Origin of the sequence: Paenibacillus sp. FSL H8-0079 (assembly GCF_037991315.1) — a bacterium.
Lineage (GTDB): Bacteria > Bacillota > Bacilli > Paenibacillales > Paenibacillaceae > Paenibacillus.
This window is the reverse complement of sequence record NZ_CP150300.1, coordinates 3,355,230-3,379,723: the sequence shown is the minus strand read 5'-3', so window position 1 is coordinate 3,379,723 and position 24,494 is coordinate 3,355,230. Positions and strand designations below refer to the sequence as shown.

The 24,494-nt window shown below is 43.5% G+C and carries 19 protein-coding genes and 1 pseudogene; 2 read left to right on the top strand and 18 right to left on the bottom strand.

The features are described from left to right. Window positions 1–53: 53 nt before the first annotated feature. The 7 genes from MHI06_RS15070 to MHI06_RS15040 form a co-directional block, all read right to left on the bottom strand. Window positions 54–1,307: a HAMP domain-containing sensor histidine kinase gene (locus MHI06_RS15070; RefSeq protein WP_340398243.1), complete on the bottom strand. Its 1,254-nt coding sequence runs from the start codon at window positions 1,305–1,307 to the stop codon at window positions 54–56. Beyond that, window positions 1,304–1,999, bottom strand: coding sequence for a response regulator transcription factor (locus MHI06_RS15065; RefSeq protein ID WP_340398242.1), 696 nt, complete (start codon window positions 1,997–1,999; stop codon window positions 1,304–1,306). Before MHI06_RS15065 ends, MHI06_RS15070 begins: the two co-directional genes overlap by 4 nt. 219 nt (window positions 2,000–2,218) lie before the next feature. Further along, window positions 2,219–3,946, bottom strand: a complete 1,728-nt coding sequence (gene cydC / locus MHI06_RS15060; protein WP_340398241.1) for a thiol reductant ABC exporter subunit CydC — start codon at window positions 3,944–3,946, stop codon at window positions 2,219–2,221. After that, on the bottom strand, window positions 3,943–5,766 hold the full coding sequence (gene cydD, locus MHI06_RS15055) for a thiol reductant ABC exporter subunit CydD (RefSeq protein ID WP_340398240.1): 1,824 nt from the start codon (window positions 5,764–5,766) through the stop codon (window positions 3,943–3,945). Before cydD ends, cydC begins: the two co-directional genes overlap by 4 nt. Before the next feature lie 14 nt (window positions 5,767–5,780). Further along, window positions 5,781–6,794: a cytochrome d ubiquinol oxidase subunit II gene (locus MHI06_RS15050; protein ID WP_339170232.1), complete on the bottom strand. Its 1,014-nt coding sequence runs from the start codon at window positions 6,792–6,794 to the stop codon at window positions 5,781–5,783. After that, entirely contained in the window at window positions 6,794–8,158 is a 1,365-nt protein-coding gene (locus tag MHI06_RS15045) for a cytochrome ubiquinol oxidase subunit I (RefSeq protein WP_169479384.1), read from the bottom strand. The genes MHI06_RS15050 and MHI06_RS15045 overlap by 1 nt, the downstream gene beginning before the upstream one ends. Window positions 8,159–8,577: 419 nt before the next feature. Next, entirely contained in the window at window positions 8,578–9,972 is a 1,395-nt protein-coding gene (locus tag MHI06_RS15040) for an MFS transporter (RefSeq protein ID WP_340398239.1), read from the bottom strand. Window positions 9,973–10,081: 109 nt separating this feature from the next. Here MHI06_RS15040 and MHI06_RS15035 point away from each other — a divergent pair, with 109 nt between their 5' ends. Beyond that, complete coding sequence (locus MHI06_RS15035; RefSeq protein WP_340398238.1) at window positions 10,082–10,957, top strand: LysR family transcriptional regulator; 876 nt, start codon at window positions 10,082–10,084, stop codon at window positions 10,955–10,957. 161 nt (window positions 10,958–11,118) lie between these two features. On the opposite strand, the gene MHI06_RS15030 is transcribed toward MHI06_RS15035, so the two are convergent. The 5 genes and pseudogenes from MHI06_RS15030 to MHI06_RS15010 form a co-directional block, all read right to left on the bottom strand. Beyond that, window positions 11,119–12,408 (bottom strand): MFS transporter, encoded by a 1,290-nt coding sequence (locus MHI06_RS15030; RefSeq protein ID WP_340398237.1) that lies wholly within the window; start codon window positions 12,406–12,408, stop codon window positions 11,119–11,121. A 34-nt stretch (window positions 12,409–12,442) separates the two neighbouring features. Further along, a complete protein-coding gene (locus tag MHI06_RS15025) occupies window positions 12,443–13,867 on the bottom strand; it encodes a 6-phospho-beta-glucosidase (protein WP_340398236.1) in 1,425 nt (474 codons plus the stop codon). A gap of 28 nt (window positions 13,868–13,895) precedes the next feature. Next, window positions 13,896–15,785: a beta-glucoside-specific PTS transporter subunit IIABC gene (locus MHI06_RS15020; protein WP_340398235.1), complete on the bottom strand. Its 1,890-nt coding sequence runs from the start codon at window positions 15,783–15,785 to the stop codon at window positions 13,896–13,898. A gap of 172 nt (window positions 15,786–15,957) precedes the next feature. Beyond that, window positions 15,958–16,839 (bottom strand): LysR family transcriptional regulator, encoded by an 882-nt coding sequence (locus MHI06_RS15015; RefSeq protein ID WP_340398234.1) that lies wholly within the window; start codon window positions 16,837–16,839, stop codon window positions 15,958–15,960. A gap of 134 nt (window positions 16,840–16,973) precedes the next feature. Continuing rightward, window positions 16,974–17,639 (bottom strand): annotated as a pseudogene (locus tag MHI06_RS15010) (carboxymuconolactone decarboxylase family protein); the annotation flags it as partial. Between the two features lie 815 nt (window positions 17,640–18,454). Between MHI06_RS15010 and MHI06_RS15005 the strand changes: the two are divergent. Further along, window positions 18,455–19,000 carry a TetR/AcrR family transcriptional regulator gene (locus MHI06_RS15005; RefSeq protein ID WP_340398233.1) on the top strand — a complete coding sequence of 182 codons (546 nt, stop codon included), beginning with the start codon at window positions 18,455–18,457 and terminating at the stop codon, window positions 18,998–19,000. 97 nt (window positions 19,001–19,097) lie between these two features. Here the strand turns inward: MHI06_RS15005 and MHI06_RS15000 are convergent, their stop codons facing one another. The 6 genes from MHI06_RS15000 to MHI06_RS14975 all read right to left on the bottom strand — a co-directional run bounded on the left by MHI06_RS15000 (window position 19,098) and on the right by MHI06_RS14975 (window position 24,327). Next, on the bottom strand, window positions 19,098–20,063 hold the full coding sequence (locus tag MHI06_RS15000; RefSeq protein WP_340398232.1) for an aldo/keto reductase: 966 nt from the start codon (window positions 20,061–20,063) through the stop codon (window positions 19,098–19,100). Between the two features lie 30 nt (window positions 20,064–20,093). Then, window positions 20,094–20,639, bottom strand: coding sequence for an NAD(P)H-dependent oxidoreductase (locus MHI06_RS14995; protein ID WP_340398231.1), 546 nt, complete (start codon window positions 20,637–20,639; stop codon window positions 20,094–20,096). Beyond that, entirely contained in the window at window positions 20,639–20,878 is a 240-nt protein-coding gene (dmpI, locus tag MHI06_RS14990; RefSeq protein ID WP_169479394.1) for a 4-oxalocrotonate tautomerase DmpI, read from the bottom strand. Before dmpI ends, MHI06_RS14995 begins: the two co-directional genes overlap by 1 nt. A 253-nt stretch (window positions 20,879–21,131) precedes the next feature. Further along, entirely contained in the window at window positions 21,132–22,103 is a 972-nt protein-coding gene (locus tag MHI06_RS14985) for a hypothetical protein (protein ID WP_340398230.1), read from the bottom strand. Further along, window positions 22,103–22,594: a sigma-70 family RNA polymerase sigma factor gene (locus tag MHI06_RS14980; RefSeq protein WP_340398229.1), complete on the bottom strand. Its 492-nt coding sequence runs from the start codon at window positions 22,592–22,594 to the stop codon at window positions 22,103–22,105. Before MHI06_RS14980 ends, MHI06_RS14985 begins: the two co-directional genes overlap by 1 nt. Before the next feature lie 152 nt (window positions 22,595–22,746). Further along, window positions 22,747–24,327 carry a histidine-type phosphatase gene (locus tag MHI06_RS14975; RefSeq protein WP_340398228.1) on the bottom strand — a complete coding sequence of 527 codons (1,581 nt, stop codon included), beginning with the start codon at window positions 24,325–24,327 and terminating at the stop codon, window positions 22,747–22,749. Between the last annotated feature and the right edge of the window lie 167 nt (window positions 24,328–24,494).

Here is a 24,494-nt window from a genome sequence, read left to right as displayed (position 1 = left end):
GTGGAAGCTTACGTTGAAGTGAAGAAGAAGCTTACATTTTCGTAAGCTTCTTCTTAAGTCCAGTCTTTTTTGAAAAATGAAATTCTGAATGTAGTCCCTTCTCGGAGCACGCTCTCCACCGTGATGATCCCATGTTGTTCCTCAATGATCGATTTGGTCAAAGCCAGACCAATGCCTATACTGTTGGGCTTGTTATGATTTTTGCCTTTATAGAAACGCTTGAAAATGTGAGGCATGTCATCGGGATGAATGCCTTCGCCGTTGTCTTGAATAACGATCGTATCAAACAGTGCGTTTTCTTCCAAATGGACCTGAACCTCCCCCTCTTCTAGGGTGTGTTCCAGTGCATTTTTAATCAAATTTATAACAGCTTCCTTGAGCCACTCTTCATCTGCTTGCACGAACGCATTTTCACTACCCAGGATGGTGATCGTCTGCCGTTTCTGGTCAGCTACCGTCCGAAGTGAATAGACAGCGCTCTCCACCATCTCCCTTAGCTCGATCCGTTCTTTTCGAAATCCGACTGCACCTGCTTCGACCCGTGCCAGCTTCAGCAGGCTGATGATGAGCCATTCCATTCGATCAAGCTGTTGCCGACTTCGTTCCAGAAACGTCATTCTCATTTCTTCTTTCATCCCGGGTTCATTCAACAGATTTTCATTGAACACAATCAGAGAAGCCAGAGGTGTCTTGAGCTGGTGGGAAATGTCGGATAACAGATTGCGCAGAAAGTTTTTTTCCTGTTGGAGTTGCTCCAGACTGTTGGTTAGTCTTCCAGCCATCGCATTGAAGCTCCGGCCAAGTGAGCCGAAGTCTCCATCCTCCGTCTCAGGCAGTTTTTTATCAAATTGCTGTTCCACAACCTGCTCTGCTGCATGAGAAATAGTTCTGATTTTTACGAAAAATTTACGATACTCCCACAGAAGCAATACCATGAGTGGGATCAGGAACAACAATACTTGAGCCGCTGCTTTCAAGGGTAATGCTCGTCCTGAAAGAGCCGGCTGATCTTCTAAAGGCATACCCGCCTGATAACCGTATTGGGCAAGGATACGTTGCCCCTCAGCAAGTTCATCGGTCTGGGGACCTCGAGTAATAAAATGAATCACCTCATTCTCCAACTGGGGATCCTTCATTAACAAATGCCCGATTAGGGCGCTATTCTGATTCACGATGGTTGTATTAATGCTACCGACTTGATGCTGCATGTAAAAGAACGTCACGAACGACAAAATAACTTGCAGAGCAAGTACTTTAATGGCGATGGATTTCCACTCTGGATTTCGCAGGACTTCGATCATGTTCATTTTCCTATAACTTCCACGTTCCATTTATATCCGATCCCCCGAACCGTTACGATATATTGTGGTGCTGCGGGAATATCTTCGACTTTCTCTCTTAACCTGCGGATATGAACAGAGAGCGTATTATCATCAATGAAGTCGCCCGACAAATCCCAGAGATGACTCAGAATTGAACTTCTGCTGCATATCTGTTTCGGATGAGAGATCAACAACAATAGTAGTCGATATTCAAGAGCCGTCAGTGTAATTTCACGGTTGTTTTTGAGTACAGTTCCTTCTAAAATACGCACCTGAATGTTGTCGGATATCCATAGGCTTACTTCTTGTTTTCCCTTGTTATTGCGTCGCAATACGGCTTTAATGCGTGAAATTAGTTCTCTGGTTCGAACAGGTTTGGTTACATAGTCATCTGCTCCAAGATCAAGTCCTGCGACCACGTTTGCTTCCTCATCCAAAGCCGTCAAAAAGATTATGGGTACTTGCGACGTTACCCTGATTTCACTGCACAGTTGATATCCCGATCCATCAGGCAAATTGACATCTAGCAAAATCAGATCGATCGACTCTGCCTGTAGTGCCTCCCTGGCTTCTTCCAAACTACCTGCCACAACGACCTCATATCCTTCACTGGACAATGTATATTGAATACCGAACACCAAGTTTTCATCATCTTCTACGAGTAATAAGCGATTCATTGTACACCTCAGCTCATGCTATTTTGAATTACGATTAATTTCATGTTGATTATAGAGTTCCTGCGTCATTATACATCATTTGAGTTTCTACACGTGAATGTTTGCCGACTTAACGATTATTCTCAATGGATCAACAAAAAGACTAAAGAACGTACAGATACGTTCTTTAGTCTTTTTTGAAGTGTTACTGACACCACGATCAGGACTAATCTTACATTCTCACGCCCCGACGTCTCCAATCATTTGTCGTTCAATTTGCTTCATCTCATAAAAATAACCTTTTTGCTCCATCAGCTCGCAGAAAGAACCCGATTCCACGATCTTGCCTTGGTCCATGACCACAATCCGATCCATCTCTTCCAGTCCCGTAAGCCGATGGCAGATCAAAAGAAATGTATCTTCGGATGCTTGTGCAATAAGATGCTGGAGCACATGTTTCTCTGTGACGTAATCCAGCGAAGAAGTTGGTTCGTCCAGAAGCCATAACCGTCCTTTGCGTAGCATGGCCCGTGCGAGAGCCAGCCGCTGCTTCTCGCCATCCGACAGGTTCTCACCCTTTTCATACACCATATCAGTCAACGCTTTATTCGGCAATTGCACTTTATCCAGCACAGCCGAAAGTTGTTTATCAGAAAGCCCTTCTCCATTGAGCAGCAGGTTATCCCGGATGGTTCCCCGGAAGAAATGACTTTGCTGCAACACGACATTCGTTCTTTGCCAAATACTCTCTTCATTCAGTTCCTTTACCGGAACATCATTTAAACGTATATCGCCAGACGTTGGTGTACGCAGCTTGAGTAGCAAATCGAGAATCGTTGACTTGCCTGACCCGCTTGGGCCAACAATCGCTGTTTTGGAGCCTGCTTCAAGTTTCAGGGATAGCTCCCTCAGCGCCGGTCTCCATTCCCCTTCATATTGGAAGTTGATACGAGATAACTCGATCGAAACCGCATGATCGGCTGATACTTCACCGCTTGCCTGTACAGGTTGCACATCGGAGGTCGGCACCGTTTCCGACAGTCGCTGAGCAGCGTGTTCACTATCCTGCTTATACAAAGGTAATATAGCCATTGCCGCAGCTTCTTCGAACACGGTCTGTGTGGCAAGGATCAGCATGGCGAGGAATACACCGCCAAAAGCTCCGTTCACAATTAAGAAGGCACTTAGTGCCAGCACACCCCATGTAACGAGATATGTTACAAAAACGTGCATGGATTGTCCGCGCAGCAAGTGGGAAGCGGCTTGTTTCTGTTCTGTTGCCAATGTAGCGGAAGCCTGCTGAAGCTGTTGCTCACGTTGTTCCAATTGGCCGTATACTTTCAGATCACGGAAACCATACAACACTTCGGTTACTTCCGTGGACAGCAAGGCCCGTTGCTGACGAACACGTCCGTGTATTTTTCGCTGACCTAACAAGACAATACCTGGTACAACGAATGCCGTGATCAGCATACCTAGTACTAACAAGCACGCAATCCAGATCGAAAAGGCCGACGTGAACAGCATGGTAGCCAAAAACACCATAACGACCATGATGGGTGGATACGCGACCCGCAAAAAGTAATTTTGCAAGCTTTCCACATCACCCACAATCCGCGCAAGCAGATCCCCGCTTCGGTTTTTGTTCAATATACCTGGCGTTACCGGGATCAGTTTGGCAAAAAAGGACGTCCGTAAACGGCTCAGCATGGAGAATGTTGCCCTGTGCGAATACAAGCGTTCTCCGTAGCGGCTCGCCGCTCGAAGGAAACCTAATAGTTTGACCATCGAGGTGAGTACAATTAAGGTGTATAGCGGTGGCGCAAATACCGTTTGAGATATCATATAACCACTCGCGGAAAAGAGAGCTACCCCTGCTATGCCGGCGATAAATCCGCCCAATATCGAAAGCAAGATATCCTTGCGCTCCTGAATCATCGCTTTTGACAGAATCGTCAGCTCATTCATGCTAACCCTCCTTTCCGTTGTACATCCACCATCTCGGCATACTGCGGCAAGCGTGCAAGAAGTTCGTTATGATGTCCTGAATCCACCAACACCCCATTGTCCATAAATAAAATGTTGTCCGCATGTTGAATCGTATATAAACGGTGAGCCACTGTAATCATCGTTGCCGTTTTGGCTAATGACGTAATGGATTGTTGCAGTATCCGCTCGGTGTGCAGATCGAGTCCTACGGTGGGTTCATCGAACAAAATGACGGCTGGTCGCTTCAGAAAAGCACGTGCCAAGGCAAGTCTTTGCTTTTCCCCACCAGATAACCCCCGGCCACCTTCACCAACAAAGGTATCTAAGCCCTGTTCCAATTGAGCAACAACGCCAGCAAGTCCTGCTTCCTCTGCTGCCTGCTCAATTTCAGCTCTGGAGACGTTCCGACCCGCGCCAATCGCGATATTTTCGGCAAATGTACCTGCAAAAATATACGGATGCTGTGTAATGTAGCTAACACGTTCAAACCAAGCAGCCTCATCCTGTTGCGAAAGCTGGCTTCCGTTAACCAGAACCGCTCCCGAATCTGGTTTCAGTAAACCGGCAATGAGATGAAGCAGCGTGGTTTTACCTGAGCCACTTTTGCCTACAATAGCGATCTGTTCTCCCGGTCCAATCGAGATCTGTCCTGTCTCAAGTCCAAAGGAATCAGGTGTGTACTGGAATCGGACATTGTTCAGTTCAATGGTTGGTGGCATTGTTATCAACTCGGCACGAGCTGTACGAAGCTCTTCCGTCTTTGTAATTGCATCGACATCGGTTAATTCGCTTTGATCCGGTCCTTCTTCAGGCTTCGTTTGTGTGCTCTTGACACTAGTGTCCGCGAGCATCTGTTCCACCTTGCGAATGGCCCCCATACTGGTTCGCCCGCTGTGAAAAGCCGTTCCCGTATTCTTCAACAGACTGTAAAACTCAGGGACGAGTAACAACACGAGAAAGGCCGTGTGGAAGCTCATCGATTTGAATACGAGTAATTGGATAGCCAGTTCAAGCGCGACGATACCAATGCTTAACATCACAATCGATTCCAGCATAAACGTATTGGTAAATGCAATCTTCAAAATGCCCATGGTGGCATCACGATACCCCAGACTGCTGCGTTCAATCTCCTGCTGCTGACGTTTAGCCCGTCCGAATATTTTCAACGTAACCAGCCCTTGAAGCGAATCCAGAAATGTACCGGAAAACTCAGCCAGTTGCGCGTATTTCTCTTCTGATTTGTTCTTCGTCTGGAGCCCGACCAAGATCATAAACAGCGGGATAAATGGCGCTGTAAACAGCATAATCCAGCCTGTGTTGGCGTGCTGCGTAAACGTAACGACCAGAATCAGAATCGGGATCATCGCAGCTTCCATCATACGCGGCATGTACTGACTGAAATAACTGTCGGCTTCATCCACAGCATCCAAAGCAACACTGACCTTACCTCCCGTCTGTCCACGAAGGGTTGAAGGCATGGAAGCTTGAGTCAGCTTTTGCAAAACAGCTGCTCGCATATTCGTCTTGGCACGGGCTGCCATATGCAAGCCCACTTTCCCGTTGCCATACGTCAACAGAGTACGTACAGCCATAACAGCCAGCAATAGGCCGAGCAACAGCATCACCGATGAGAAGGAAGCTTTCTCTACAAAGATTCGCTGGACTGCTTCAGCCACCAATGTGGCCTGACTTACAATAGCTACACCAAGCGCCAGCGAAATGATCGCAAGGAGAAGCCTGTTTTTTCGTTGTAAAGACATTTGCTGCGAGATCAGATTGGATTTGGCTCTCCTCTTCATTGAACGCTCCTCCTTTATTTTTTCCCTTTCACATAATCCGCATCAAACAGGAACAGTTTGAAGACCAGAATCAGAGAAGGAATTAACAGGCATAGACCACCGATAAACACGACCACTAGGGCGAAACCCATCGCTGGCGATGTGGCGCTGCTCTGAATGGTGATGTATGGATCAAGAATGTAAGGATATTGCCCAATGCCGTAAGCGAAAAAGGCTGTGAAAAATTGCAGCATGATACATATAAAAGCTAAACCATAACGGCGTCCGTTATATAAAAGCCACATGGCGATCATGAAAAATGCAACGGAAAGCGCCAGCAGCCACCATAAATCCATCATATTTTGAAAATGACGCTCATTGTGTTGACCCAAATATATAAATGCAGTCAGCGCGAGAATAATGGTCGGTGTGCTCCAGAACAAAGCATAGTTCCGCATCAGCTTCAATGCCGAATGATCCTCTGCCCGAGAAGCGTAAAATGTGAGAAATGATCCGCTAATGAACAATACGGACACGATGGCTAGACCAACGATGCTCCACGATAACGGATTCGTAAACAGCGCCCAGTAATCCAGGGAGACCGTATCCCCCTGCTTCAAAATAAAGCCACCTTCAGACAATGTCAGTGCCACTGACAACGACGCTGGAATAAGCAAACCTGTTGCTCCGTATAAAAACAGATATACGATACTTTTTTTGGAACCATAATTTTCGAAAGCATAGAACGACCCACGAATGGCAAGTAGAATCACGGCAATACTTCCCGGAACAAGCAGCGCGGAGCCATAATAGTAAGCGGTATCCGGGAAAAACCCGACGATACCAATATAGAAAAAGACAAAGAATACATTGGTGATCTCCCAGACCGGTGATAGATAACGGGAGATCAGACGATTAATCAGGTGATCCTGCTTCGTCAGGCGTGCATAAAAGGCGAAGAAACCTGCTCCAAAATCAATGGAAGCTACAATAAGATAGCCGTACAAGAACAGCCAAAGTACCGATATACCAATCAATTCATAACTCATTATGCCTGCCCCCCTTTCTTGGCTGATTGATCATGCTTCTCTTTCAACCATTTCTCCATCTCAAGGTCAGCAGGATTATTATTGAACAACCGTCTCAGTACGACGACACACATAACGCCTAGCAGGATGTACAGAAGCAAGAAGACGAAAAATAAAATTCTCACACTCGGCGAAGAAGTAGCGGCCTCTTCTACTCGCATATAACCTCGGATGATCCATGGCTGCCGCCCCACTTCTGCATAGAACCATCCCATCTCAACGGCCAGAAAAGCAAGCGGTGCACTGAGTGCAACCATACGAAGCATCCACTTGTTAAACTGATTACGTTTCTTCCAGAACACCAACAGGAAGTACAGACTTGATATAGCAAGCAGAGCGAAACCAATTCCAGCCATTAAGTCGAACAAGTAATGCACAAGTAGTGGTGGATGCTCGTCTGGTGGAAATTCGTTCAACCCGGTTACTTCGGCATTAAAGTCTCCAAAGGCTAGGAAGCTGAGTACTTTCGGCAAATGAAGTGCACCTATAATTTCATGTTCAGCGTTCAGCCATCCCAATAAAATCAAATCCGCGCCGCTTTCTGTCTCGAAATGCCACTCCGCAGCTGCGAGTTTCTCCGGCTGATGCTCAGCCAAAAACTTGGCAGATACATCTCCAGCTAAAGAATTTAATAAACTGAATACCAAAACTACGGCCATCATGAGATTCAAGCCTTTCTTGTGGTAGGCCGACACCCCTTTTCTCAGCATCGCAAAGGCTGCAATTCCTGCTAACAGTGCAGCTCCTGTCAGATAGGCTGAGCTTAATACATGGAACACCTTGGAGAACGTCGCCGTATTCAGCATCGCTTGCACGGGGTTCACTGCCATGAATTGACCTGCTTCCATGACAAAACCTTCAGGCTGGTTCATGAATCCGTTCACTGTTGTGATAAAAACAGCAGACATGCCTGCCCCGGCGACAATCGGAATGGTTAGCAACCAGTGGATATACGGATTTTTGAACCGATCCCACGTGTATAGATAAATGCCCAGGAATATTGCTTCAAAAAAGAATGCGAATACTTCCATAAATAGTGGCAATGCAATGACATTCCCGGCCAGTTTCATAAAATTCGGCCATACCAGGGCCAACTGCAGCGAGATCGCTGTACCTGTCACGACACCCACCGCCACAGAAATGACAAACCCTCTGGACCACCTCTTCGCCATAAGTATGTAATGGTGATCCTTCTTCCGAATGCCGATGAACTCTGCAATAGCGATCATCAATGGTACGCCGACACCAAGCGTTGCAAAAATCACGTGGAACCCGAGCGTTAAACCCGTCACCAGTCTGCTCCATAACACCGTATCAATAGCCATTCTTTGTGTTGCCTCCTTTCAAACTCTGTTTCATTTTTGTGATCAATTCTTGCTAAGGACTAGGTCTGCTACTCATTGGCTGCATTCAATATCAGCTTTGGACTTTCCTAATCGTTCATGTGAACGAATTAAGAGAAAAATTTCACAAAGTAAACAACAACGATATCTTGCCACATGTTCTTTGCGTTTACTCCTGTTGATTCCTGATATCAAATGCATAGAAAATGCTCTACAAGACCTAATAATCAAAATTATTATATCTTTATTTTTACCTAATTCAATCAAAGTCACGTCTTCTACCCTAAACGTTCAAGAAAGGATCAACTCTTTCTGACAACTTGGTGAAAAACAAAAAAAACACCCAATGGAGCTATTGATTCATTGGGTGTACACGTGCTATTGCACAGGAAATTCGCTATTTACTTGCTTATTTGCTCCGGATTCACCGCATCTGCCTCGCGACGTACGCTCATGATGATCAGTGATGCAGCAAGCACCGTAAGGATGACTCCAAGCATCTGAAATCCTGTCACATTGAATGTATCTCCCATGACGATCCCAATTAATAACGACGATAAGATGGTCCCCAGGTAGCGTGACGTATTAAAAATACCCGATGCAACACCGATCATTTCTTTGGGTGTGCTTTTGAACAGAGCTGCTTGCATGCCAACCGCATTTAAGCCGTTACTTATCCCAAATAAAGCTAAAGCAACAATGACAATGACGATTGGGGAAGTTTCATTCATGACGGCGATTAATATAGAGCCTAATGTCATTAAAGAAGCGGATACGATAAGTGCTGGCCGTGATCCCGATCTGTCAATCCAGCGTCCTGCGATTGGAGCAATGATGACTGAACATAACCCCAAGGCTAGCATGCTAATTCCTGTATAGACTTCGTTGAGATGACGTACCTGCTTCAAGTACGTAGGAACTCCAAAAAAAAGAGCGTAAAACAGGATGTTCACCAGCATGTATTGCACATTGACCCACGTCATTTCGGGATGTCTAGCAAACGTTCGCAGAGGGATAAAAGGCGTGTCTGCTTTTAATTCATGTCGGATGAACATGGCGAGTGCGATTAATCCCATCCCCCCTGTCAGCAGATGCCACGTTGAAATATTTCCAGTGGAGTTGACTGAGAGTAAGCCGATAAGCAGAGCTACCAAAGCTACCGTAAACAACAAAATACCTGGTGCATCAATTAACGCGAGCCATTGCCGAATGGACATATGACCAGAGATAGACGGAGATTGCTCGTCCTTCGGAATTGTTTTCCAAGCGAACATAAAGCTTGCCAAGACAAACGGAATATTAACGATGAATATGCTGTGCCAGTCCCACCAATGAATCAATACTCCACCAATAAAGGGCCCGATCGCAGCTGCTCCGGAGAGGAATATTGCCAAAGTGGACAAGGCGGAGGCTTGCTTGTCAGTCACGTTTATTCTGACAATCGCCATTCCGACGGCCACCATCATGCTTGTGCCAATCGATTGAATGATCCGGAATACGATGAGCCACGAAAAGCTGGGAGACCATGGAGCTAACATGGACGATACGAAAACAATAACAAGACCCATGAGGAAGATCTTCCTGCGACCAAACAAATCACTACACTTGCCCATGACCGGTTGAGCAACGGCACTGGCAATGTAAAATGATAAAATAATCCACGAAACGGCTGTAAAATCAAGTTGATACACGAGTTGCAATCTTGAAATAGCCACAGAAATCATGGAGGAATTTAACGGATTCAACATGATTCCGAGTCCAACAGCTAACATCAATCCTTTTTTTCGAACGTTCATTGGTGCACCTCTCTCTCTTCTGCTGTTATCTTACTTGAACGTGTTCATTTATTCCAACGCATTATATGTTATGATTTGATGAACTAGAAGGAATGAAGGAATGGTGCGAATGGAGCTTCTTCAACTAAAATATTTCCTGACGGTGGCCCGATGCGAGCATGTTACGGAAGCCGCGGGAAAGCTGCATGTCACGCAATCCTCCCTGAGCAAAACGATACAACGATTAGAGGACGACCTGGGGGTCCCTTTATTTGATCGAATCGGGAGAAAGCTGCGATTAAACGACTTTGGAAGAACATTTCTTCACCGAACTGAAAAGGCCCTATTCGAATTGGAACAGGGACAGCGGGAAATTGCTGACCTCTCCAACCCGGATCAGGGCACACTGCAATTGGCGGTGACTACGGCGAGCACATTGCCAGGCATACTGCGGGAATTCCGGAAAAACAAGCCGGATATTCAGTTCCATGTGCAAATGGTTTCGTTAGAAAACATGTCCCGACTTCTACATCGGGGCGAGGTGGACTTTTGTCTCGCTTCCCCTCCGATTGAAGGTGACGATATCGAATGTCAAATACTGTTTGACGATCCGATCGTAGTCGCTGTTCCTATGGGTCATCGATATGCAGACCGAAGTAGCATTCAATTAACTGAGCTTAAGGACGAGTGGTTTGTTGGGGTGAAGCAAGGGTATGGTGTTCGTGATATGGTAGATTCCGTATGTCAATCCGTTGGTTTTGTACCGAAGTATGTATACGAAGGTGATGAGCCTGCAAGATTAACCGCCCTTGTGGAGGCGAAGATCGGTCTCGCTTTTATACCAAGCACAGCAAGAAACCCACATGAGCGCATTAAATATCTTCAGGTAGAGGAACACCAACTCGTTCGGGAAATCGCTTTACTTTCGCACAAAAACAGGTATATTTCCAAAGCCGCTTTAGAGTTTCGCAGCGTGGTTATGGACTACTTCAGTGCCATGTCTTGAGGAAAATGGATATGAGTAAATGTACACTGGAGTGGTTAAGGGTTTATGCACGAAAATAATGAGTGGACCGATCACTTGGTGTATTACAAGAATTCTATTTAAACGGTTCTTACAACACACTCTAAAACAAGGGAACTTCATATCAAGAAGTTCCCTGTTTTCTATGTTTGTTGAATATTTTTCTTTTTGCGATGAAGGGTTACTACTCCAAAACTAGCTACTGAAATCCATAATAGGATTATTGCATTACTCGAAACTAATGATTGTACTGTTTCTAGTTGTAATAATTGCGTAATTAACCTTCCTTCATACGGTGAAAGTGTGGCTCCCAAGTTATACGCGATCAGAACAATGGTCGTACCCAGCTTTGCCATTTTGGCGATTTGTTGAGCAAAAGTATGCAATAAATAGGGCATTATACACCGGAATGAAAACCCGATGATCATTGAGCACACGGTAGTAAGAATAATACTTTGCGAGATCGTCGTAACGAACATCGAGCTTCCAAGTAACAGAATCGATAATGGAACGATATAGTTACCGAGTGTTTTGTATACTTTCCCAAAAGAAAAGCCGGCAACAAAAGCTCCCAAACCTATAAATGCAATCATGTTGCTTCCGTTTGTCGCAGTTCCGATATTTTTTTCCAAAATCAAAGGAGTAATCTGTAAATTATAATTGATGAAAACAGCTACAATCACAAATAATAAGAGACCATAGCCAATCATGACTTGAAGGGCTTTTTTATTATGTGTGTGGCTTGAATTCGTTGTAACCTCTTCTCTTCTATTGAGCTCTTTTTTATCAGAAGGAACGAAAATCAGGAACGCGATGAAAATAGGAAGTGCCAGGGCGTAGACATAAAATGATGTGTGCCAGCCCATTTTCAATAGTTGACCAACGAGTAGTGTCAGACAAATGCCTCCTAATCCCTCAAAGGCACTTTCTAAGCCAATTACGGTTGCTTGTTTACCTGGATTCTGATGATACATATCACTGATCATCTGAATGATGAGCCGGTTAAACAACCCTACACCTAACCCAAACAAACAGCGAGAAATGAACAGCAACGAAAAAAGGTCATGATACAATGCAGGGAATACTCCCGCAATGAGAACAAGTCCTAATCCAGTTAGTATAGTTGCTTTCTTCCCAATCAGAAGTTCAAGTCGATTAGCGATTAACACACCAAGAATAACAAATAATGAAGGGATGGTCGTTAATAATCCTACATGTGTTACCGATATCTCTGGGAAATCATTGGCTATTGCAGGAATGTTAGCGGCGATCACTGGACCTGAAGAAATTAATAACGCAACAGACAACAACGAATATGTTTTAAGCTTCTCCATGGATATTATAAAAACCAACTCCTTTACAGTTTGTTTTTGCTCCATATGGCCATTATTTAGCGCTTGATGCTGCGATAAATGGATAAAGCAGTAACGCATAAGTCGATGACTTCATACGTTACTGCTCAGTCGATTAGAGTTCTTTACCGTTACTTTGGATAACTTTTTTGAACCATTCAAAGGATTTTTTCTTGCTGCGTTTTAACGTACCCTTTCCAGCGTCATCTTTGTCGACATGTATGAAACCGTATCGTTTACTCATCTCTCCAGAGCTTGAGCTTACTAAATCAATGCAGCCCCAAGATGTGTAACCCAACAAGTCAACGCCATCTTCTTCCACTCCTTTTATGAAGGCTTGGATGTGTTGACGCAAATAATCGATTCTATAGTCATCCGCAATATATCCCGTCTCATCAGGAGTATCTATCGCTCCTAATCCATTCTCAACGATGAATAGTGGCTTTTGATATCGGTCATACAAGGAGTTCATTGTAATTCTTAGACCTTCAGGATCGATTTGCCATCCCCATTCACTTGTTTTTAAATGTGGATTGCGCAGTGTTGGAAACAGGTTAGCTGCCGTTTGTGTGTTTACTGCCGGGTCTGCACTGGTCAATCGTGAACCATAGTAACTGAATGAAACGAAATCAACCGTATTATTTTTCAAGCATTCTTCGTCCCCGTCTTCCATGGCTAAGTGAATATTCATTCGTTCTAACATTTTATTGGCATAATTTGGATATTCTCCTCGGGATTGTACATCGACGAAGAAGTAATGCTCCCGATCTCTTGTCATGGCTTTCCAGACATCATCTGGTGCACATGTATACGGGTAAGTGTTGGCACCTGCTAACATACAGCCAATCTTAATTTCCGGGTTAATTCTATGCGCAATTTCAGTTGCTTTTGCACTTGCGATCAATTGATGATGAGCTGCCTGATACTTCACAGCATCTTCATTCTCACCTTCTTCAAACACTAGACCAGAGCTTCCAAAAGGTAGATGCAACAGCATATTGATTTCATTAAAGGTAAGCCAATACTTCACTTTATCTTTATAACGGTTGAAGATCGTTTCACACAGTCTCTCATAATAATCCACCATTTTTCGGCTTCTCCACGATCCAATGGTTTTCACCAAATGAATTGGGACGTCAAAGTGGGTGATGGTGACTAGAGGCTCAATGCCATACTTCAAACATTCATCAAATACATTCTCATAGAATTGCAAGCCCTCTTCGTTGGGGAGCTCGTCATCTCCATTAGGGTAGATCCGTGTCCATGCCAAAGATAAACGGAAACACGTAAAGCCCATCTCTGCAAATAAAGCAATGTCTTCTTTATATCGATGATAAAAATCAATAGCCTCATGACTTGGATAAAAATGCTCTTGATCACACTCCAACATTTTTAATTGCCCTCGCATGACAGGAACACGATCTTTCCCTGCCGGGATCACATCAACTGTGGATAGTCCCTTGTTGCCTTCGGCATATCCACCTTCACATTGATTAGCAGCAACTGCCCCACCCCACAAAAAGTCTTTTCTTAAAGTCATTAAAACACACTCCTAACTTGTAGTTTTGTTAAGCTTTGACAACCAACAATGTGTTGTTAAAATCAATATTTTTTTGACTAGTCTCTGCAATCACATCCGAGTAACTGTACGTATTGGTTACAATAACAGGCGTTTGAGTGACATATCCTTCTTCTCTGATTTTGTCCAGATCAAATGTCAGCAAAGTCTGTCCCTTCGTGATTCTCTGACCTTCTTCCACGAAAGCCTCAAAATATTTTCCGTTCAGCTTTACTGTATTTAAGCCGACATGAATAAGAATTTCGACTCCTTCATCGGATAACAGTCCAATAGCGTGTTTCTTAGGAAATAGGGACACAATCATGCCATCAAATGGAGCAATGACTTTCCCCTCGCTGGGTTCAATAGCAATTCCTTTACCCATTGCCTCTGAGGCAAACGCTACATCCTGTACATCCTGAAGTTGAATGAGCTGACCTTTAAGTGGAGTTGCAATAACGGAATCTTTAATTGTAATGACTTCATCCGCAACACTACTCACCTCATTCGTACTTGAAACAGTATTTTGTGAAGGTGCGTCTTTTTCATATTTCAAACTGAGTAAATAGGTAAGCACAGCAGTTACAACAGTTGTTATAACAAGGGCGATCAAAATATTATATAGATTCCAGATATTCTCACCAATGTACAGCGGAATCGCCGGAATTCCTGAAGCGCCTGTTGCGTAACGAGAAACATCCATAAGCCCTGCAAAGAGTCCCCCACTGGCAGCTCCAATCATACCCGCGACAAGTGGGTATCTCTTCGGTAAGTTTACGCCGTAGAGCGCTGGTTCCGTAATTCCCATCAACGCTGTGATCCCACTGGAAGCAGAAATTTGTTTTAATGCTTTATCCTTGGTTCTCATCCCTACAACTAATGCCGCGACACCTTGACCTATACAATTGATCATTGCTCCAGGACCGAGGATATTCTCATAGCCTGATGTCGTGATTTGAGCAATGGATAGAGGGACAATATTATGGTGCAGTCCAAACATAACCAGTATTGGCCAGAAGGTTGCAACCAGGAAAATAACCAGCCAGCTACCATGTGCACCCAAGAAATCAAAGCCCAAGGCTAAGTACGTTCCGAAAAACGACCCCAGTGGTCCCAATACCGTTAAAGCTAGAATTCCTGTGACTAAAATAGTGAACATGGGAACAAAAATAACTTTCACTGCATTCGGAATGATCCTTTTAAACAACGATTCAATATATGATTGTGACCAAACTATTAAGAGAATTGGAACTACAGATGAACTATAAGATACAAGTGTTAGTGGGATTCCAAAAACACTTACGTCAGTTCCATCTACACGCAATTGCGTCAAGTTTGGGTGGAGCAAAATACCAGCTAAAACGAGCGCTAACACGGGACTACACTTTAATTTGTTCGCAGCCGAAAATGCCAACAAGAATGGTAAAAAGTAGAAGATAGCATCCGACATAAGACTTACGACATAGTAAGTTTGGGAATCTTTTGAAATCCAGTTGAACAAAATAAGCAGAGCGAGTAATGCCTTGATCATCCCAGCACCAGCAATAGCAGGAACAATCGGACTAAATGTTCCGGAGACGAAATCGATTAGCTTCCCCAAAATACTAACTTTTCTAGCTTGAGTTGGTTCACCCGATGAACTCGCGTTAGGTTTAAGTTGTTTGATCACTTCTTTGTAAACGTCTTCAACATGTGTGCCGATAACGACTTGAAATTGTCCGCCGCTCTCAACCGCATCAATAACGCCATCAAACGACTTAAGCGCTTTTTGATCTGCTTTACTAGTATCATTCAGTGCAAATCTAAGCCTAGTCATACAGTGAGTCAGAGTGGATACATTCTCACTACCGCCCACTTTCTCTACAATATCTTGAGCCAACTTCTCGTATTTCTTGCTCATCCCATAATGCCCCCTCTTGTTGTTGCCGCCTAAATGAAATCGAAAGCGCTTTAAATAACTTCCCATGCAACAAAAAAGCTATTTATCTGTAATACATAAAGGCTGCATTCACTACACCTTTAAAATATCATCTGATAAACAGCTATAGCCAATACCTATAATTTATACTTTATTATGCCTGAAAGGCATGCCTGATATGTTCCAAAAAACGTACCTCCGTTTGACTGAATACCTTATGTTTTTTCCAGACAATCACTGTTGGAAACTGAAGTTTCGGATGAAAAGGTCTAAAGCATAATGTGTCAGACTGCTTCATTGCAAGCGCACCCTCAATACAGATTGCCGTCCCTAACCCCTCCTCTACGAGGTTAAGTACATTAGATATTAAATTATAGGTCGCAACGAAGTTTAGATGTGCATACTCATCGGCAAACCAGCTTGCAATCTCATTCTGTACGACAGATCGGCTGGATATGAGCAGAGGCACTCCAGCTAAATCGGTTGAAGCTACATATTCTTTCTGTGCAAGAGGTGATGAGGTCTTCATAAGGACTCCCCAGCGCTCCTTCTGGGGCAGTCTGATGAAATCGTATTTCTCAATATGAATGGGCTCTAACAAAATGCCCACATCGAGCAGTCCTTTATCGATTCGCTCCTTTATGTCATCCCCCGTTCCACTATAGATGTGATACTTAACCTGCGGATACTCCATATTGAAGTCTTTTAATAATTGTAAAATAACATTGGACGTTAATGATTCAACACTCCCGATCGATATGGTTCCTCCAACCAGATTGTTCTGATCTTTAAACTCTTTCTCTGTTTTATCCGCAAGCGTGAGAATTTCTTCTGCTCTTTGACGTAAAAGCATGCCTGCTTCTGTCAGTGTTATTTTACTTTTCCCACGTATAAACAGTTGAGTTTCTAAATTTTTTTCCAGATCAGCCAACTGCCTGCTTAACGTAGGTTGTGTCACATGTAAGATTGTTGCAGCATGTGTGATATTTTCTACACGAGCTACTGTCAAAAAATATCGAAGTACTCTGAGTTCCATAACTCCTCCTGGTTTACATTCCATTTAAGTGTCGCTTGAAGCATCAATTTCTTAGCTTTATTTGCCTGTTAACCAGAAAAAGACAGTTGATTGGGATAATCAACTGCCTGTAATCATTAGCGCTATGAAGGAGATTATTTCTCTGGAATGATTTCATTAACGCAGCCTAAAGCATTAAGAGTTCGAGGGAATCCCATATAGGGAAGGCAGTGAGTAAGAGCGGTGATCATGGTTTCTTTATCATTGCCGACATTGATGTTGCCCTGAACATGTGCTTTGACTTGACTATCAGCACCTCCGAGTGCACTTAGTATACAAAAAGTAAGCAGCTCTCGTGTTTTCAGATCAAGACCTCCACGGGTATAGAAGTCACCAAAACAAAATGCTGAAAGATAGTCCTGTATATGCTTCTGATTTAATGGAGCATTCTTCCTGTTTTTCTCAATAATATCGCCAAAAATCTCTTTTTGGATACCAAGTCCTTTGTCAAATCGGTTATCTTCTTCAACCCGTTGTTGACTCTCAAGAGGCAGTGCAACATGTTGTTCTTCGAATACTTCATTCATTTCCGATATGGCATTTAAGGTTTTCGGGAATCCTAAGTATGGTGCACATTGGTAGATTGCTTCTTGGATCTCCACGGGTGTCAATCCAACATTTAGCGCGGCACGAACATGTGCCTTGAGCTGAGGCAACGTTTGATTCGTAGTAAGTACGACCAGGGTTATAAGCTCGCGTTGTTTATCATCAAGGGCACCTTGATTGAAAATTTCACCAAATAAGAAGCGACTCAATATGTCCTGAAATTCAGGATGTGTAGCATATGCCGCTGGAACCCCATCGCCGAATAGTTTTTTAAACGTTTCTTAGCTCTTGTCAATTCGATTCATATTCATCAAACCTCCTGTTTATTTCAATTCCAGAAATAAATTATAAACCTAAACAATCGAGGTTCAATGATCAATTCTTCTTAATATGTGCATTAATCAACACATTATTAATACTTGCCCATTATTTTATTCACAATATCTATTCAATAAAGGCTATTATGCTATGGCCAATCCCGAGTTATTTCGGTTAACCGCGTGGACTCCTTCAAATCCATTTGGCCCATCGTTTGACCCTAACGCATTGGAAGCTCTGGATGAAACAAAAGATGCTATTTCCAAGGCAATTGGTATATTAACGACTCCATCACCAACGAAACTCTAAATCAAGCCCGGAACAAACATTCAACCCTCCTATCCCCCAGAGCAACTTTGAATGTAGATCAATTTGTGTGTTGTCATTATCACAAGGTGATCCCATCTTATAATGAAAGAGTAAAGAAATTATAGCCTATTCATATCATTTTATTGCCTAATCCTATCAAATGAATACTGTTGAATGAGGTCTGTTTTGAATAAAATAGACTATTATAATCAATGAAATAAAGGATTCTCGATTCCCGCTGACGCTAAAGAAAGTCATTTACAGTGAATGATATGCATATTGATTGTTTAACCAAATCGTGTTTATAATGCTAAAAACCGAGCATTGAAACAGTTTTCTCTCACGATGAAGGATTTTCGAATAATAATACTACAATGTTAGGGTCTAAGGCGGAGGTTTTTGAATGGTTAAACTGGATCGAAGAGTGATCAAATCTCAAGACGCTATTAAGAAAGCAGTACTTGAGTTGATGGCTGAAAAAATTTTCGAAGAAATTACTATCCGTGATATTTCAGATAGGGCCAACGTTAATCGAGGCACGATTTACCTACACTATATGGATAAATATGACCTACTCGATAAAATTATCGAAGAGCATATTGGCAATCTCCGTGATCTATGCCACGCTGCATCCGATATGAGTTTTCAAGAAGGGAACTATGTTTGGTTTGAATATTTTGCCGAAAACCACTTATTTTTCTCAACCATGTTAAACACGAAAAGTGCCACTTATTTTCACAGCCGATTCATTGATCTGGTTGTCCAGGAATATAAGATTGAGGTTGATACTACCGAAGGAAAGAATAAAGGTATGGATGACGAAGTTATTCTTCAATTTCTTGCAGCAGCAGTTGTTGGAAGTGTGGAATGGTGGTTCAAAAATGGAATGTCCATACCTCCTCGGGTTATGGCAGAACAGACTGGGGTATTGTTAGATAGAAACTTCTAATTCCCTTACCTTGCAGGATTCAAACAGAAGCAACCAAATAAAAAATCCTCATTTCTGCTAGGAAATGAGGATTTTTTATTTGTTTATAAGAGTTCCGTTAGTGCATTGCTTTTTCCCACTCGCCTGGAACCTCGACATCCGTTTCTTCTGCTGCGATCTGCAGTTTAGTGATGTCGTCCGTAGTCAGAGTGATTTCAATGGCTTTTACAGCATCCTCGACGTGGCTCGTTTTCGTTACCCCGATAATCGGAACGGTACCCTTTCCAATGGCCCAAGCTATTGCAATATGGGCAACAGAGGCACTGTACTTGCTACCTATTTCTCTCATGACGTGAATCAAACTTTCGAGCTTAGCAAGGCGATCAGGACCAAAGGCTTCCCCTCTCCTTGTACCACTAGGTAAAGGATTTTGTGCACTGTATTTGTCTGTTAATGCTCCTTGTTCCAGTACCATGTAGGAGAAAAATACAATATCATTCTCTGTACAGTAATCAATAATTCCTGCTTTCTCGGACGAGCGATAAAGCAAGCTGTAATGGTTTTGCACAGCTGAAATTCGCAAGCCTTCCTCCGCCAATATACTGGCTGCCAGTTTGATTTCATCCAAATTATGATTGGATACTCCTACATGACGAACCTTTCCACTTTTCATTAAAGGAATTAGTTGAGGGGTCCACCTTTTTACATCTGCGGGATTATGTATCCAGTAGATGTCTGCATGATCCACATGAAGTCTTTCTAAACTTTGTTCTAAAAGTTCCTCCATTGCGTTATCGTGATCGCCCGCAATTTGTGGTGTGAATTTCGTAGAAATCAACACAGCATCATGTTGTTTGGCAAAGCTCCCCAATATGGACTCCGAGGAACCCATTCCATATACTGCTGCTGTATCCCATAACCAGAGTCCGGCATTCATAGCTGCGTCAAAGACTGGTTGGAGGTCCGCTTCTGTCAGTTGATTCCCGAACACGGTATTTCCTCCAGCTTCGCCGGTTCCCCAAGACCAAGTGCCCAAAGCAATCGGTGGTACATTGGTGTTTTTTGATAATTGAACACTCTTCATTTACTATCACCTTCTTAATATGAGTTTTTATTAGCTGGATATCTGCTCAACTTTTGGGTTCAACGCATACGACACGTAATCCTCGGCACTTTTCTCAAGTTGCTCATCTGACAGGTGTTGCATCACGCCAGTCAATATGTATGGTGTCAGATAGCGAGTTCCAATCATATTACTGGTTGCCTCGAATGGACGTAACAGCTCTGTAATCGAATATTTAAAATGCCCGTCTGACATATAGTTTTCTTTTGGGGCACCAGCAGAAACGGCAATAAGAAGCTCTTTTCCATGTAGGTTATTTCCTTGGCTACCATAAGCCCAACCATAAGTCAGGACGGTATCCTGCCATTTTTTCAATAATGATGGGCTACTGTACCAGTAGAAAGGGAATTGCAAAACAATGCGGTCATGTCCTTCCATCAATTGTTGCTCGGCCGCTACATCAATTTTCTCATCAGGATAAGCCTCATATAGACGATGAACGGTAACGTTGGACTGCTTTTCCATTTCTTCGGTCAATCGCTTGTTCACACGAGAAGTTGCCAAATTTGGGTGAAATACAAGAATGAGTGTTTTCATTATAGTCGGTCTCCTTGTTGTGTGTTGTTTTCCTCGCTTTTAAGCGAATCGCTTTGCTGTCTGTCTGCAATAAGCTGTCCAGCAACGCCTATGTTCTCTGTATCATTCTCCTTCACAAATACAAAAAAAGCTTGCTGAGGTATGTTCATAATATTTGAAGCTGATTCGGTAAGTTCTTGTACTAACTTTCTTTTTTGTTCTTTAGACAATTTTGCTGCTTCAACTGTAATTACGGGCATTGGTGTTGTCTCCTTTTATTTGGATTTTCATATAGATCACTGATCAACTTACTTTCATTATTTTAAACAGAAACAGGACAGTTACAATGAGCAAATCTTCGAGATGTGTGGATTACTCAACACAATAATCACAATTGCCTATTATAATGTATATGGATTAATATGATATTCTAATTTTATGTATAAAAAAAGCGAACAAAGCACTTGCGTGCTCTGTTCGCTCTTCTTGTGAACCCGTATCGCTGTCTTCGCCTTACTCGCCCAGGCTGTTCCAGAACGTTTGAAACGCGCCTTTCTCAACTTCCAGGAATGCCGGAACATTACCGTAACGCACCAGACCTTCACCGAACAGAACCAGTGGAACCTGCATTTTATCTTCCAGCGTAAGATAGATGATCTTGCGATCTTCCTTGCTGTAGAGGTTCTCTTCCAATTCCGGACTCGTTGCAATCGGTTTGGCAGCAGATAATGCAGAGACGAAGCTCTCCAGTGATTCGTCCGCTGCTAACGGCTGAAGCTGCTGCAATCCGTTGTTCCAGCTGTCGAACGTCTCCCATTGCGCAGAAGTGATGTTGCCTTCGAGATGAAGCTTTCCGATCAAGTCGGCTCCGCTACTGATGGTGATCCCGTTATTTTTGTCGAATAGTTGAGCATACACCTGACCATCGATCTCGGTGTAAGACATGATGCGGAAGTCCTTGTCATAGCCATTGACCGCATAGATGTCCGCTTCGCCAATGTTGGAAGCAAGCTCCGTGTATTTATCCTGGCCGCTCCACTCATCGATGCCGCCAGTAGTGGTACCGAGTTTTTCGCCGCGCAGGTTGAGCGCACTTGTGCCTTCAAGTAGAGTTTCGGACTGTAAATAGACGTTCCCCTCATAGACAACCACTGGCAACATGCTCGCCATGGCACCTTTGCCGTTTGAATCCGGCAACTCCATCTTAGGAATCACAATCGGATCGAACGACGCGCCTGGCGTCACCTCTGCCACCTGAGGAGTTGATGCGGCTGGTCCATTGAATTGTTGCCATACACTTGGCGCAGCCAAGCCGATACTGGCAGCGATAACGACGCTTGCTGCAATATATAATGGTTTACGTTGACGTTTTGGCCCCTGATGTCGCGTGTTCAAAGATTGCTCTACCCGTTTTTTCATTTGCTCGTCTGTTTTCATATGATCCACCGCTTTCTTGTAGTTTTGTTTGAATTGTTCTTCGTTCATTACAGTTCCTCTCCTTCAAGCTCCAGTTTTAACAGCTGTCTGCCACGTTTCAATCTCATTTTCACTGCTGACTCGCTAATCTCCAGGATCTCGCTAATTTCTCGGATCGGATAATCTTCGTAATAATACAGATGAACCACCGATCTATACTTGACGGGCAGTGACAGCACGAGTTCGATCAGCGCGTGATCTTCAGGGTTGTCTGTTGTAAGGGGATCGACTCCCTCCAGCTTGATTTCCCGTTTACGCCAGCCTCTGCCTAATAAGGATTTGCAATGATTGGTGATGACCCGAATCAACCATGCTTTTTGATGCTCCGCATCGTTGAACGTAGGGGCTTTTTCTATTAGTTTGATGAAGGTATCCTGAGTGGCTTCCTCCGCGTCTTCCCGTCTGCCGAGGTGCACCATGGCAATCCGGAACAACGTATCCGCGTATGTCTCATAGACTTTCATCACATGATCGCCCAGCTGGGGCACTGATCGCTGCATGGTTGTTATGCCCTCCTTTATACCTCTAACACTCTTACGGACGGCATTTGGTCACATTTTGTTTTAGGATTTTTTTATTGGTCCATTTTCATTCAAAATGCAAAAAAAGAAAGCAGCTCCATGGAGAGGAGTTGCTTTCTTCATCCAACCAACTAGAATTTCTTCTGTAAAAGCTCGATATTGTCTTCCAAACTGCTGTCCAAGCTTACGCCCACCTTCTGCAGTTTGTTTTGGTAATATGCTTTTACATCATCCCATTTATAGTATGGGTAGGTCTTTGTTTCGATCGGGAAAGCGATCTCTTCTTCATTTCTAAGCATTTTTACGAGAACATCCTTACCATTGGAATACAGAATCCATTGGATGTTTGCCCCCATTGGTGAGATAACCGAGCCATTCCAGTTTTGGGTCACGTCCTGCGGTTTGTCGATACTCACATTAGCTCCGGAGATATCCAGGAATGAAGATAGTGGGATAATGGTTTCTGCGTGAGCAAAACGAAATATACCAGCCGTGTCCTTCTGCTGAATGGACTGGTCGGTAGACACGATCAACTCTTTGACCAAAGGTGCAATGATATTCTGCGGTAGATCCGTTGACGTTAAGGATGGACCTTTTTCATAGAAATCATTGATATTGTCAATGCTCTCGTACCATTTCAACTGATTAGCCGTGAAATATCGCCCGAATTCAAAGTCACCTTCTCCTTTAATATTCGAAGAGATGATGTACAGCTCATATAGATTGGAAGCAGCTTCGGTTGGGTTACTGAGCTTCACTTTTCCCTTCTCATCCTTCAGTTCAAACTCTCCAGCGTTCAACCGTTGGTAGAAGTCTTCAGAGAAAAATTGCAAAAGCATTTCTTTCGCATAACGCGTTCCTGTGCTCTGTGTGACATACTCCTCGTATAACTTAACCCATTCACCATCTTCAGCATATTCGTTATACTTCGTTGCCAGATCGTAGGGACGCAGATAAGGATCTTTTTCTTCTTCGAAGGCTGAGGCCAGAATATCTACCTTGTTATCTCCCAAACTTTCTTTTAACCCATCTATAAACTGATCTCTGCTCTGAGGCGTTCGATCTTTGAAGGTGGCCTGCGCAATCACTTTTTTATCCGATGTAAAAAGTTCTTTGAAATTCTGTCCAACTCTGGCCCCTATTCCTTTCAGTTCTTCTCCACCCGTGGTGGATAATAAGCCATAATGATCTTTTTCAACTACCATCAGTTTGCCAATTTCCTTCATCAGCTCTTTGCCCAGATTAGTGATCTGCCCGTCCTTTGCAGCGATATCGAGCAGTTCAAAAAGCGTTTTGTCGTACTTGGAACTGGATAGATGTCTGGAACCATGTCTACCTACGAAGTTAATAAATACGGGCTCATATCCATCAGGAACTTCTGTATAACTTGTTTCTTTAAAAGGATAGGGCGTTTTGGTACCACGGTATCCCTGCTCATCGTTCATTTTTTGTCCAACAAACACCGATTGGGTATTGTTATCCCAGTCTACCTCTTCTCCCAAGGCTTCCCCAATCGCTCTTGCCGGTACATAAGTGACTCCTTTGTAGAGAAACGATTCACCTTCCACCCTTTGTCCGTTCACAATCACGTTAGCCGATTGTTCAGACACTTCGATTGTGCGCTTTGAACCTGCACCATAGGCGTCAAACATACTTACGGATGTCAACATGGTGAGTGATACGACTGAAATTCCGATTTTTTTGATGATCATATTAATGTGTCTACTCCCTTGATATGCTCGTATTGGTTTATTTTCGCTCATCATACTATAGGTGAGGAATGTCCGCGCCGTACCCATCCTTTGTTAATTTAATGTAAAAGAATACATATAAATATTGACGTAAAATCGCACTAGAGTAAAGGGCTGGATTCAAACCA